The following is a 12,753-nucleotide window of genomic DNA, read 5'->3' as shown; positions in this document are numbered from 1 at the left end:
GCCGTGCCCTCAGCTGCTCATGTCCCGTCGCCGCAGCCCCGTGAGTCCCCCGGCCACCATCGCCGCCGCGATCAGCAGCAGCACCGCCACCGGTGTCCAGACCATCTCGCCGCCGGGCAGCTTCGGCAGATGTCCGTACGGCGAGAGATCCAGCACCGGCTGCGGCACGTTCAGCGCCGGGCCGAACCACCCCAGCGCCAGCACCAGACCGGCCACCCCCCACGCCGCGACGGCTGCCTTCGGCACCGCCCCGTACAGCAGAACCGCGAGCCCGCCGATCGTCCAGACCGCGGGAACCTGGACCAGTGCCGCGCCGATGACCGCAGCCGGGCGGTGTCCGTAGCCCACCGCGAGACCGGCACCGCCCGCCAGCATCACCGCCGCCGACCCGGCGAACGCGATGACCAGATGGCCCGCGGCCCAGCGCAGCCGGCCGACCGCGTTGGCCAGCACCGGTTCGGCGCGCTGCGACGTCTCCTCGGCGTGCAGACACAGCACCGATGCGACGATGTGCAGCGCCGCGACCACCCCGAGCACCCCGGTCATCGCGGCCAGGAACGCGTCGGTGAGCCCGGACTGGCCGCCCATCCGCTCGAAGATCTCCCTGGCGTCCTCGTTGTCGCCGACCAGGTCACCCGCGCTGCCGGCGATCCCGCCGAGGACGACGCCGGCTGTCAGGAACCCGGCGGTCCATCCGATGACGCTGCCCCGCTGGAGCCGCCAGGCGAGGGCGCCCGCCGTACCGATCCTGCCCCGCACCGGGCCCGGCCGGGCCGGCAGGAAGCTCATGCCCACGTCACGGCGGCCGGTGAGGGCGAAGGCGAGCACTGCCTGGACCGCGACGGCCGCTGCCAGGATCAGCAGCACCCACCAGCGCTCCGCCGCGTACGCCCGGATGTTCTCGGCCCAGCCGATCGGTGACAGCCAGGTCAGTACGGACGAACCCGGGTCGGACGAGGCGTCCCCGGCGGCCTTCAGCACGAACGCCGCCCCGATCACCGACGCGGTGATCCCCTTCGCGGCGCGGGCGCTCTCGGTGAGCTGCGCGGCGATGGCCGCCGTACAGGCGAAGAGCATTCCTGCCCCTGCCACCACGAGCCCCGCCGCCACCGAGCCGTCCGCGGGTTCACCGGAACCGACGAGACCGGCGGCGGTCACCGAGGCCAGTGCGGCGTTGGCGGTCAGGGCGGCCAGCAGCGCTGCGGTGAGTGGCGCCAGCCTCCCCACCATCGCCGACGAGAGCAGTTCCTGACGGCCTGTCTCTTCTTCCTCCCTGGTGTGCCGCACGACGATGGTCAGGCTCATCGCGGCGGCCAGTGCCGCGCCGATCGCGGTCATGCGCCAGGCGGTGAGCCCGCCCACCGAGTCGCTGAAGACCGGCCCGTACAGCGCCCGCAGCGAGCTGTTGCCGCTCATCGAGCGGGCGAGTCCGGCCCGTTCGGCGGCGGTGTCGTAGAGCGAGGCGAAGGACGTGGCGACCGAGGAGAAGGAGCCGCCGAGCAGCAGCGCCCACACCGGGATCATGATCCGGTCGCGGCGCAGCGCGAGGCGCAGCAGTACTCCGGTACCGGCGAACCGGCGCGATCCGCCGGACGCCCGCAGGGGTACGGCGACGGCGGTCATCGCGCCACCGCTTCGGTGTCCGACGCGGGGCCCGCCACCGCGTAATGCCGCAGGAAGAGCTCTTCCAGCGTCGGTGGCGTACTGGTCAGCGACCGCACCCCGGACGCGCTGAGCGACTTGAGCACCGCGTCCAGCTCCCCTGTCTCGACCTGGAGTCTGACCCGTCGGCCCCGCACATCGAGGTCGTGGACCCCGGGAAGCCGGGCGAGGCCGCCAGGGGGGCCTGCCAGTTCGGCCGTGACGCTGGTTCTCGTCAGATGCCGCAGTTCGCCGAGCGATCCGCTCTCCACGGTCCGCCCCCTGCGGATGATGCTGACCCGGTCGCAGAGCGTCTCGATCTCGCTCAGGATGTGGCTGGACAGCAGGACGGTCCGCCCCCGGTCGCGCTCCTCCTCCACGCACTGCTGGAAGACCTCCTCCATCAGGGGGTCGAGCCCGGAGGTCGGCTCGTCCAGGATCAGCAGATCCACATCGGACGCGAACGCGGCGACCAGGGCGACCTTCTGACGGTTGCCCTTGGAGTACGTACGGCCCTTCTTCGCCGGGTCCAGCTCGAACCGTTCGACGAGTGCGGCCCGCCGTGCCGGGTCGAGGCCGCCGCGCAGCCTCCCGTACAGGTCGATGACCTCGCCGCCGCTGAGATTCCGCCACAGGGTGACATCGCCGGGTACGTAGGCGATGCGCCGGTGCAGCTCCACCGCGTCGCCCCACGGGTCGAGCCCGAGCACGTGCGCCGCGCCCGAGTCGGCGCGCAGCAGGCCGAGGAGTACCCGGATGGTCGTGGACTTCCCTGACCCGTTGGGCCCGAGGAATCCGTGTACCTCGCCGGCCTCGACGGTGAGATCGAGACCGTCCAGCGCCTGTGTCCGCCCGAAGGACTTGTGCAGCCCGGAGACGGTGATTGCCGTGGTCATGTTTCTGAAGCTACAGTGATTTCACAAAGTTGTGAAGTTAAGGAAGCATATAAACTCAGAGTGGCGGTACGAGCTCGGGGAGACGATCAGGCAATGACGACGGACGACGCGCAGCCGCGGGAAACGGCCGGCAGGGACGAGGCGGTGGACCGGTTCGTCGAGCGGTTCGCCGCGCAGCTCGCCGAAGCCGGTATGCAGCGGATGCCGGCCCGGATCTTCGCGGCGCTGCTCGCATCCGACTCCGGCGCGATGACCTCAGCGGAGCTCGGCGAACAGCTCACGGTCAGCCCTGCCGCCATCTCCGGCGCCGTCCGCTACCTCGCCCAGGTCAGCATGGTCACCCGCGAGCGCGAACCCGGCTCGCGCCGGGACCGCTTCCGGCTGCACAGCGATCAGTGGTACGAGACGCTGACCAGCCGCGACATGGTGCTCAAACGGTGGGAGAGCTCGCTGCGTGACGGCGTGGCCGACCTCGGCGCCCATACTCCTGCGGGACGCCGGATGGAAGAGACGCTGGCCTTCTTCGAGTTCCTCGAAGGTGAACTGGCGGAGCTCATGGAGCGCTGGCGGGTGCAGCGCGAGGAGCGGTTCGGGCAGCGCCCGGTCCGCTGACCGGGCGTTCCCGGAGATCCCCGGCGGCGCTTCCCGGCCTCACCCCACCGGCAGCGTGAGCCCCCACGCCCCCGCGCGCACCCGCCAGGTGCGGGTTCGCACCGGTCCGTTCACCACGCCGTCCCGCCGGTACCTGAAATCCGCCCCGGAAACGGTCACGGCCAGGGCCTCGGCGGTCATCTCGCGACCCGAGGACGTCACGACGGTGACCGTCGCCTTGCCGCCGCCGCCCCGCGACGACACCAGGACGTCCGAGAGCAGTTCGTCGAGGTCGGTGAGCAGGATGCCGTCCGCCTCCACCCGCAGCCGGTGCAGCTGGGCGGGTGCGGCGGGCGGCGCCGGGTGGACCAGGGTCCTCACCAGGGAGCGGCAGGCGGTCCAGACCGACGGAGGGGGGAGGCGGGCCGCGCCCACCGATCCCGGGCCCCGCTTCGGGACCGGACCCGCGGGGATGCGCAGATCGCCCAGGACGACGGCGTCGCTGTCGTCGACCAGCAGGTCCAGCCACCGCACCGTCCCGTCGAGCACCGACCTGGCCGCGGCCACCGCCCCGGCCGGGACCCCGAACGAGCGCGCCACCTCCAGGGCGGGCGCTGGGCCGACCGGGACCAGGGACAGAGCGCCGCGGGAAAGATTCCGCTCCCGGTGGAGCAGGGTCACCGCGCGCAGCAGCGCCCGGTCGTCCCCGACCACCACCAGCCGCCGGTGGCCCCGCCGGGCGAGCGCACGCGCGAACTCATCGGAATTCTCCGGCAGACAGATTTTCGCGTGTGCGCCTGCACACAGCACATCCTTCGCGATCCGTACGGATTCACCGTCCGCACGGCGGGCGACCGGGTCGATGACCACCAGCAGCTGATGCTCGGTGCGCGCTGCGGGATCTGGAGCCGACACCTCGGTCCTTCCTCGGGTAGCATCTTTGTGCAAGAGCCCCTTGCGCTATTGCGCCAGGGGCTTCGTCTATTCCGGGGCAGCCGGTTCGACGGTTCGGGTATCGGCGTACGACAGACGTACGCCCCCTGACCTTGGACATGCCCCGCCCGGAAGGGGTGTACGCCTGTGCCCGCACTTGTGCTGCTCGGTGCTCAGTGGGGTGACGAGGGCAAGGGAAAGGCCACCGACCTCCTCGGTGGATCCGTGGATTACGTGGTGCGCTACCAGGGCGGCAACAATGCCGGCCACACCGTCGTCGTAGGCGACCAGAAGTATGCGCTCCACCTCCTCCCTTCCGGAATCCTCACACCGGAGTGCACTCCGGTGATCGGAAACGGAGTCGTCGTCGACCCAGCGGTCCTGCTCTCCGAGCTGAGCGGACTCAATGAGCGCGGCGTCGACACGTCCAAGCTCCTGATCAGTGGCAACGCCCACCTGATCACGCCGTATCACACCACCGTCGACAAGGTGACGGAACGGTTCCTCGGCAAGCGGAAGATCGGCACCACGGGCCGGGGCATCGGTCCCGCCTACGCCGACAAGATCAACCGGGTCGGCATCCGGGTCCAGGACCTGTACGACGAGTCGATCCTGGTGCAGAAGGTCGAGGCCGCGCTCGACGGCAAGAACCAGATGCTCGCCAAGCTCTACAACCGGCGCGCCATAGAGGCCGGGCAGATCGTCGAGGAGCTCCTCGGCTACGGCGAGCAGATCAAGCCGTACGTCGCGGACACCGCGCTGATCCTGAACAACGCGCTCGACGAGGGCAAGGTCGTGCTGATGGAGGGCGGTCAGGGCACACTCCTCGACGTCGACCACGGCACGTACCCCTTCGTCACCTCGTCCAACCCGACCTCCGGCGGCGCCTGCACCGGCACCGGCGTCGGGCCGACAAAGATCACCCGGGTCATCGGCATCCTCAAGGCCTACACCACGCGGGTGGGCGCGGGGCCGTTCCCGACCGAACTCTTCGACGAGGACGGCGACAAGCTGCGCTCGATCGGCCACGAGTACGGCGTCACCACCGGCCGGGACCGCCGCTGCGGCTGGTTCGACGCGGTCATCGCACGGTATGCGACCCGGGTCAACGGGCTCACCGACTTCTTCCTCACCAAGCTCGACATCCTGACGGGCTGGGAGCAGATCCCGGTGTGTGTCGCGTACGAGATCGACGGCAAGCGGGTCGACGAACTCCCGTTCAGCCAGACCGACTTCCACCACGCGAAGCCGGTGTACGAGTACCTCCCCGGCTGGACCGAGGACATCACCAAGGCGAAGACCTTCGCCGACCTGCCGAAGAACGCGCAGGCCTATGTGAAGGCGCTGGAGGAGATGTCCGGCGCGCCGATCTCGGCGATCGGCGTCGGCCCCGGCCGCACCGAGACGATCGAGATCAACTCGTTCGTGTAGGTCGTGTCCTGGAGGCCGCGGGCCCCGGGACGTCTCACCCACGGCCGGGGCCCCCGCGGCAGCAGCACGCACCCTCGGCACGGCAGCGCCCCGGCGGACCCGTCCGCCGGGGCGCTGCCGTTATCGCTTGACCGCCCGCAGGATCACGAACTTCGGATCGCTGGTCACCACCTGCGAGTTGCCGAAGATCCGCCGCAGCGTCACGTGGTAGCTCAGGTGCCGGTTCCCGACCACCCACAGCTCGCCGCCCTGGCGCAGCGCATCGCGCGCACCGGAGAACATCCGCCTCGACGTCTGGTCGCTGGTCGCCTGGTGGGTGTGGAACGGCGGGTTGTTCAGTACGAGGTCCACCGACCCCGGCGCCACCCCGGCGAACGTGTCGCCCACCAGGAACTCGGCTTTCGCGCCGGGCCCGGTGTTCCCGCGGAACGTCGCCTCGGCAGAGGCCACCGCCTGGAACGACTCGTCGGTGAAGACCACTTCGGCCTCCGGGTTCGCCAGTGCGGCGGCCGTCCCCACCACGCCGTTGCCGCAGCCAAGGTCCACCACGCGCTCGGGGCCCTCACGCCGGGGCAGCCGGGGCAGGAAGAAGCGGGTGCCGATGTCGAGTCGCTCGGCGCAGAAGATCCCCGCGTGGTTGACCACGGTCCTTCCCGACGCGACACCGATCGCGGGCGGCAGTTCGTAACTGCGCGGCCAGGGGCTCGGCGTGGCCTCGATCGCCGGATCCGGGGTGCAGAAGATCAGCCGGGCCTTCTTCACCGCGAGGGAGGTCTTGGTCGGTCCCAGAATGCGTTCGAAGAGGTTCAGGGTGGAGGTGTGGATCTCCTTCACCATGCCGGTGCCCACAACCAGTGTTCCCGCGTGCACCGCGGGGGCGATCCGGTGCAGCTGGTCCTCCAGCAGCGCCAGGCTCTTCGGCACCCGCACGATCAGCACGTCGGCCCGCTCCGGCGGGGTGTCACGGGTGGACAGCAGCCGCACCGTGTCCGTGGGGACGTTGTTGCGTGCGAGGTTGGCGCGGGTGGCTTCCTGCCCGAGGAAGGAGTCGGTGATCTGCACGATGTCCGGGCCGCCCGCATCGCCCGCCCGGGCCCCGGCGAGTGCGGTGGTCAGAGCGCCCCAGCGGTCCCCGATCACCACGACGTTCCCGTCGACCGCGGACCCGCTCCCGGCGAGGTGCTGCAGCAGGTATTCGTCGGCGGCGTCCCAGGCCCGCAGCTGGTCACGGGGGTCATCGGGGAAGCGGGTGAGAGCGAGCGGGCCTGAGGACGTCGGCAAATGGTTCATTGGGGTTCAGGCTAACCGGACGCCGCCGGGGGCGTGCGCCGGCGACCGACCGCGGCTACCGGGCGGCTTCCAGCTCGGCCAGCTTCTGGAACTCGCCCAGGTCGTAGTTGGCGAGCGCGGAGTCCAGATTGGTCAGGGCCCCCAGGTGTTCCAGGAAGCCCTGGGGGTCGTACTCGATCTGCAGCGCCACCCGGCTCGACGTGTCGTCGAGCCGGTGGAACGTGACGACACCCGCATGGTGCACACCTTCCGTGGTCTTCCAGGCGATCCGTTCCTGCGGCACGACCTCGGTCAGTTCGGCGACGAAGTTCTTGTCGGCCCCGGGCAGGTCGAGCTGCCAGGCGAAGCGGCGGTCGTCGATGGGCGCGACGAGCCGGACGTGGCTGAGGAAGGCGGGCCAGCGGCTGACGTCGCTCCACAGGGCCCAGGTCACTGCCACGGGGGCCTTGATGTCCACGGTCTCGACCAGCGATGACGACATGCGTTCCTCCTTGGTGAGCAGGTGCTTGCCTGACCGGCTACCCAGGGGCCGTCCCCTCACGCAGCCCCTGTCATCCGGCCTTCGTGTACGTCAGTGCGTCGCCGCTGGAGGTGTTGACCCGGCGCAGCCTGCCGTCCGGGAGGAGGATCAGCTCGGTGGCGCCGCCCGCGTTGCAGGACGACATCGGCTCGCCCGCGGTGACCGTCGAGGGACCGATCTCCAGCGGAGCGCCCGCGCTCCCGGTGCCGGCCAGCTCCGCCTCGAAGACGCAGTGGTAGTCGCCGCCGTCGGCGGTGAGGGAGAGGACGGTGTCGCCCACCTCGCCCCTGCGGATGACGAGCCGGCGCGGATCGGTGCCCGACGCGGTGGTGGCCGAGCCGTTCCAGGTGCCGATGAACGCGTCGGGAACGGCGCCCCGGCCGGACGTCCCGCCGGCGGCGGTGCCGGTCGGCGCATCGGCCGAAGCGCCCGCACCTCCCGGCGACCGTGAGGCGCCGCCGCCGGCGGGTTGCCCGGGGTCCGTGGTGGAGGTGGCCGAGGTGTCCTTGGAGTCGGTGCCGCCCATGACGGCGTACACCCCGCCGCCCGCGCCGACCGCCACGATCAGGGCCACCAGTACCAGCGCGAAGGTCGAACACCCGCTGCGCCGTGCCGGTTCGGGAGCGGGCTGCGGGGGGTAGCCGTACCCGGGCTGCGGATGGCCGTACGCCGGGGGAGCGGCGGGGCCGTACGCCGGGGTGCCGGCCGTGCCGGGCAGCGGTGTGGGCGGAGGGGTGTGCGTGGCCCGTGGGGCAGCGATCGCTGTGGGCGCCGCATGGATGGGGCGGGCCGGCACCGGCTCGGGCGCCCCGCCGTCCGTGACGGCCTCCGCTCCGGTTTCCGGCTCGGGCTGTCCTCCCGGGTCCTCCGTGTCCAGCAGCCGCACCGCGTGCCGGCCGAGCTGGGCGACCAGCGGGCCCGGCAGCCAGGGCTCGCCCGCCGCCGGCTGGTCCGTGCGCTCCAGGATCTCGGCCGGCGTGGGACGGGCCGCCGGGTCCTTCCGCAGGCACTCCCCGACCAGTTCCTGGAGGCTCTCCGGCAGGCCGGTGAGGTCGGGCGGTTCCTGCGCGATCCGGAACATCAGCGCGTGCACGCCGCTCCCGGAAGTGACGAACGGCAGTTTCCCGGTGGCTGCGTACGCCAGCACGGAACCGAGGCAGAAGACGTCGCAGGCAGCACCGACCCGGTCGCCGCGTACCTGCTCGGGGGCCATGAAACCGGGGGAGCCGACCAGCGCGCCCGTCCTGGTCAGGCCGCCGTCCGTCATGGTCTCCAGAGCGCGGGCGATCCCGAAGTCGATCACCCGGGGCCCGTCGATGGTGACCAGGACGTTCGAGGGCTTGAGGTCGCGGTGGATCAGCCCGGCGGCGTGGATGTCCACGAGGGCGTGCGCGAGGCCCGAGCCGAGTACGCGCACCGAACGCTCGGCCAGCGGTCCGTGCTCCCCGGAGATGACCGAGTGAAGACTGGGACCCGCGACGTATCCGGTGGCGACCCAGGGGACCGGTGCCTCGGTGTCGGCGTCGAGCACCGGGGCCGTCCAGGCCCCTCCCACCTGCCGGGCGGCCTGTACCTCCAGACGGAACCGGTCGCGGAACTCCTCGATCTCGGCGAGTTCCTGGCGGACCAGCTTGACCGCGACCGTGCGGCCGCGGTCCGAGCGCGCCAGATAGACCTGACCCATCCCGCCCGCACCGAGCCGCGCCAGCAGCCGGTACGCACCGATGGTCTGTGGATCGCCCGGACGGAGCTTCTCCATGGTTGTGCCGACCTCCCCCGTGCGGGCGGAACCCCGCACGCCCCACGCAAGGAGGATAGTGCGCGGGCCGGACCGGAGGATCCGGGTCCGCCTACCGTTCCGTAACGGATTCCAGCGAGGCCAGCGCAGCCGACAGCCGCTCGAGCACCCGCGCCGTCCCGGCGAATTCCGCCGCCCCGAGTTCGTCGGAGAGCCGCGTGGCGACGTCCGCGTGAGCCGGCCCGATCCGCCGTATCGCGGCTCGGCCGTCGTCCGTCGGGCGGAGCAGTTTGGCCCGGCGGTGCGCCGGGTTCGGCGCGTACTCCGCGAGCCCCTGGTCCACCAGCAGATCGGCGATCCGCTGAACGCTCTGCCGGGTGATGCCCATCGCGCGGGCGATCCCGGCGACCGGCAGCGGCTCGGGCAGTACGGCGCCGAGCACCTGCCAGCGGGCCGCCGTGAGGCCGGCCGGCCCGGCGAGCTCGTCGGAGACCGTGAGGAACTGTCCGTTCAGCCGGAAGACCGCGAGGGCGGTGCGGCTGAGGGCGTCCTGGGCCTGCCGGGTGTCGTCCTCGCCGCTCACGCGGACAGCACCTGGTAGGCCGACGCGTCCGAGTCGTGGAAGAGCCGGTACCAGGCGTCCAGCTTCTCCGGTCCGTACACGCCGAGCCGGCCGAGGATCTCCCGGCCGAAGGCGACCGGCTCGGTGGGTCCCGCCGTGATCAGGTCGCCGTCGGTGACCGCGTCCGCCTCGACGTACCGGTCGCTTCCCCCGTAGCCGGTGGCCGCGAGGTACGGGAGTGCGGCGCTGGTGTGCGCCCGGTCGTCGAGGAGCCCCTCGCGGGCGAGTCCCGCTGTCGCCCCGCAGATCGCGGCGACCGGCACCCCCGCGTCCAGGAAGGCGCGTGCCTTGCGGGCGAAGGGGGCGAGCTCGTCCCCCGCGTCCCACAGATCGGCTCCGGGCAGGATCAGCAGCGCGCTGTCCTCGGGGAGCAGGTCGTCGAGCACCAGGTCGGGGCGGATGCTGAGCCCGCCGATGGTGGTGACGGGCTCGGGGCCCGCCGCGACGGTCCGGACGGCAAAGCCGTTGCGGACGAGATAGGCGGTGCTGTGACCGGTCTCCCAGTCGGCGAGGCTGGGATAGACGGCCAGATGCGCGGTCCTGCGGTTCATGGCGTTCTCCTCCACCGACGGGACTTCAATGACAGCATTCTGTCGTAATGGCAGCATGCTGTCAATGCCGGGCCGCGGTGGGGGCGACATCCTGCCGACCTATCCCGCCGAGTCCATACACCCTGGCCATGTCCGCCCCCATCTGCGGTTCCTTACGCTGGAACGTATGACCCCTCAGATTTCGCAGCCCGATCCGCAGGCAGGCGCGGCCGTGAAAGCCGCCGACCGCGCGCATGTTTTCCACTCCTGGTCCGCCCAGGATCTGATCGACCCGCTCGCCGTCGCCGGTGCCGAGGGTTCGTACTTCTGGGACTACGAGGGCAACAGATACCTCGACTTCACCAGTGGTCTGGTCTTCACCAACATCGGCTACCAGCACCCGAAGGTCGTCGCCGCGATCCAGGAGCAGGCGGCCCGGATGACGACCTTCGCGCCCGCCTTCGCCGTCGAGTCGCGCTCCGAGGCCGCACGCCTCATCGCCGAGCGCACCCCCGGCGACCTCGACAAGATCTTCTTCACCAACGGCGGCGCGGAGGCGGTCGAGAACGCCGTCCGGATGGCCCGCCTGCACACCGGCCGGGCAAAGGTCCTGAGCGCGTACCGCTCGTACCACGGCGCGACGTCCGCCGCGATCAACCTCACCGGTGACCCGCGCCGCTGGCCCTCCGACACGGCGTCCGCGGGCGTCGTCCACTTCTGGGCGCCGTTCCTCTACCGGTCACCGTTCCACTCCAGCACCGAGGCCGAGGAGTGCGCCCGCGCGCTCCAGCACCTCGAGGACACCATCGCCTTCGAGGGCCCGCAGTCGATCGCCGCGATCATCCTCGAGACCATCCCCGGCACGGCCGGCATCATGATCCCGCCGCCCGGCTATCTGGCGGGCGTCCGCGAGATCTGCGACCGCTACGGCATCGTGTTCGTCCTCGACGAGGTGATGGCCGGCTTCGGCCGCACCGGCACCTGGTTCGCCGCCGACCTCTTCGACGTCACACCTGATCTCCTGACCTTCGCCAAGGGCGTCAACTCCGGCTACGTCCCGCTGGGCGGCGTGGCGATCTCGGCCGAGATCGCGGAGACCTTCGCCCACCGTCCCTATCCGGGTGGGCTCACCTACTCCGGTCATCCGCTGGCCTGCGCGGCCGCCGTCGCGACGATCCGGGCGATGGAGGACGAGGACATCGTCGGCGGGGCGGCCCGGCTCGGCGCGGAGGTCTTCGGCCCCGGACTCGCGGAGATCGCCGAGCGGCACCCATCGGTGGGGGAGGTGCGCGGCGTCGGCGCGTTCTGGGCGCTGGAACTCGTACGCGATCCCCGGACACGGGAACCGCTGGTGCCGTACAACGCGGCGGGCGCGGATGCCGCACCGATGGCGGCGTTCGGCGCCGCCGCGAAGAAGCGCGGACTGTGGCCTTTCATCAACATGAACCGGACCCATGTGGTCCCGCCGTGCAATGTGTCGGAGACCGAGGCGAAGGAGGGGCTGGCGGCGCTGGACGCGGCGCTGTCGGTGGCGGACGAGTACGTGGTCGAGTAGCGGCTGCCGTCGGCGCGACGTCCTCCCCCGGCGTCGGCGCCGCTTCCCGCCGCGTCCCTTCCCGCCCCGTTCCCCGAACGGGGCGGGAAGAGGGCGCATCACGTCTTCCACCGGGCAACGACCACCGCACTGTCCAGCCCGGCCGAGTGGACGGTGTGCGATGCCCCGCCGCTCGGCGCGGCCCTTCGTGAAGTTCGTGAAGTGTTCCGGCCGGCAGGCACCTTGGCGCTGACAGCGGTTCACGCCCGCTCCGGAAAGTGCCCCCTTCACCCGTCGTAGGGTGTGCGGAGTTGTCGGACGAGGGGAAAACAATGCCCGCGAGCGGAGCGGTCACCCGCAGCACCCTGCGGCAGCAGATCGCCGATGCACTGCGTGACGAAGTGCTTGCGGGGCGTCTCCAGCCGGGCGAGGAATTCACCGTCAAGCAGATTGCCGAGGGGTACGGGGTCTCGGCGACCCCGGTCCGTGAGGCACTGGTGGACCTCTCCGCGCAGGGCCTGCTCGACTCCGACCAGCACAAGGGCTTCCGGGTCCACCAGTTCTCGGTCGACGACTACTGCGGCATGGTCGAGGCGCGTTCACTGGTCGTCGACGGCATCTTCCGGAATCTGACCCTGAAGGGGGTGCACGGAGAGCCGCTGCAGTCCGTGCGCCGCAGGGCCGAGGAAGCCGGAGCTGCGGCCAGGTCCGGGAATCTGGACATCCTCATCGGCTACGACCTGAGGTTCTGGCGCGAACTCGCGGCGCTCACCGGCAATCGCTACATCGCGGACTTCCTGCACCGGTTGCGGGTGCAGTGCTGGGTGTTCGCCGTGCCGTACCTGCGCGGGCACACCGGACTGCCGGACCGGCTGTGGCAGGGGCACGAGGAACTGGCCGCCGCGGTGACCCGCGCCGACGCCGACGCCGCGCACCGGGCGATCGAGGCCTACAACGAGCACGACCGCGCCTGGGCGGAACAGCTGAGAGACCGCGAACCGCCGCACCGGGCCGGCGAGTGACCGCC

The 12,753-nt window shown here is 71.3% G+C and carries 12 protein-coding genes; 4 read left to right on the top strand and 8 right to left on the bottom strand.

The window, feature by feature from the left end; translation table 11 throughout:
- Positions 1-9 precede the first annotated feature (9 nt).
- Both OHS16_RS14325 and OHS16_RS14320 read right to left on the bottom strand, forming a co-directional pair.
- Positions 10-1,623 (bottom strand): ABC transporter permease, encoded by a 1,614-nt coding sequence (locus OHS16_RS14325; protein WP_328537582.1) that lies wholly within the window; start codon positions 1,621-1,623, stop codon positions 10-12.
- Complete coding sequence (locus OHS16_RS14320) at positions 1,620-2,537, bottom strand: ABC transporter ATP-binding protein (protein WP_328537581.1); 918 nt, start codon at positions 2,535-2,537, stop codon at positions 1,620-1,622. Before OHS16_RS14320 ends, OHS16_RS14325 begins: the two co-directional genes overlap by 4 nt.
- Before the next feature lie 93 nt (positions 2,538-2,630).
- Here OHS16_RS14320 and OHS16_RS14315 point away from each other — a divergent pair, with 93 nt between their 5' ends.
- Complete coding sequence (locus tag OHS16_RS14315) at positions 2,631-3,149, top strand: GbsR/MarR family transcriptional regulator (protein ID WP_328537580.1); 519 nt, start codon at positions 2,631-2,633, stop codon at positions 3,147-3,149.
- Positions 3,150-3,188: 39 nt separating this feature from the next.
- Here OHS16_RS14315 and OHS16_RS14310 read toward each other — a convergent pair whose 3' ends face one another.
- The gene (locus OHS16_RS14310) at positions 3,189-4,043 is read right to left on the bottom strand and encodes a diacylglycerol kinase (protein ID WP_328537579.1); all 855 of its coding nucleotides are present in this window, start codon (positions 4,041-4,043) and stop codon (positions 3,189-3,191) included.
- A 165-nt stretch (positions 4,044-4,208) separates the two neighbouring features.
- Here OHS16_RS14310 and OHS16_RS14305 point away from each other — a divergent pair, with 165 nt between their 5' ends.
- Positions 4,209-5,492: an adenylosuccinate synthase gene (locus OHS16_RS14305; protein ID WP_328537578.1), complete on the top strand. Its 1,284-nt coding sequence runs from the start codon at positions 4,209-4,211 to the stop codon at positions 5,490-5,492.
- 120 nt (positions 5,493-5,612) lie between these two features.
- Here the strand turns inward: OHS16_RS14305 and OHS16_RS14300 are convergent, their stop codons facing one another.
- The 5 genes from OHS16_RS14300 to OHS16_RS14280 all read right to left on the bottom strand — a co-directional run bounded on the left by OHS16_RS14300 (position 5,613) and on the right by OHS16_RS14280 (position 10,213).
- Positions 5,613-6,782: a methyltransferase gene (locus OHS16_RS14300; protein WP_328537577.1), complete on the bottom strand. Its 1,170-nt coding sequence runs from the start codon at positions 6,780-6,782 to the stop codon at positions 5,613-5,615.
- 55 nt (positions 6,783-6,837) lie between these two features.
- Positions 6,838-7,263 (bottom strand): SRPBCC family protein, encoded by a 426-nt coding sequence (locus OHS16_RS14295; protein WP_328537576.1) that lies wholly within the window; start codon positions 7,261-7,263, stop codon positions 6,838-6,840.
- Between the two features lie 70 nt (positions 7,264-7,333).
- A complete protein-coding gene (locus OHS16_RS14290; RefSeq protein ID WP_328537575.1) occupies positions 7,334-9,061 on the bottom strand; it encodes a serine/threonine-protein kinase in 1,728 nt (575 codons plus the stop codon).
- A 91-nt stretch (positions 9,062-9,152) separates the two neighbouring features.
- Positions 9,153-9,623, bottom strand: a complete 471-nt coding sequence (locus OHS16_RS14285; RefSeq protein ID WP_328537574.1) for a MarR family winged helix-turn-helix transcriptional regulator — start codon at positions 9,621-9,623, stop codon at positions 9,153-9,155.
- Entirely contained in the window at positions 9,620-10,213 is a 594-nt protein-coding gene (locus tag OHS16_RS14280; RefSeq protein WP_328537573.1) for a DJ-1/PfpI family protein, read from the bottom strand. The genes OHS16_RS14285 and OHS16_RS14280 overlap by 4 nt, the downstream gene beginning before the upstream one ends.
- A 166-nt stretch (positions 10,214-10,379) precedes the next feature.
- Here OHS16_RS14280 and OHS16_RS14275 point away from each other — a divergent pair, with 166 nt between their 5' ends.
- Positions 10,380-11,747 (top strand): aspartate aminotransferase family protein, encoded by a 1,368-nt coding sequence (locus OHS16_RS14275; RefSeq protein ID WP_328537572.1) that lies wholly within the window; start codon positions 10,380-10,382, stop codon positions 11,745-11,747.
- Positions 11,748-12,058: 311 nt separating this feature from the next.
- A complete protein-coding gene (locus OHS16_RS14270; RefSeq protein ID WP_328537571.1) occupies positions 12,059-12,748 on the top strand; it encodes a GntR family transcriptional regulator in 690 nt (229 codons plus the stop codon).
- Positions 12,749-12,753 lie beyond the last annotated feature (5 nt).

Source organism: Streptomyces sp. NBC_00344, from assembly GCF_036088315.1.
In the GTDB taxonomy this organism is placed as follows: domain Bacteria; phylum Actinomycetota; class Actinomycetes; order Streptomycetales; family Streptomycetaceae; genus Streptomyces.
This window is presented reverse-complemented; position numbering and strand designations above follow the sequence as displayed.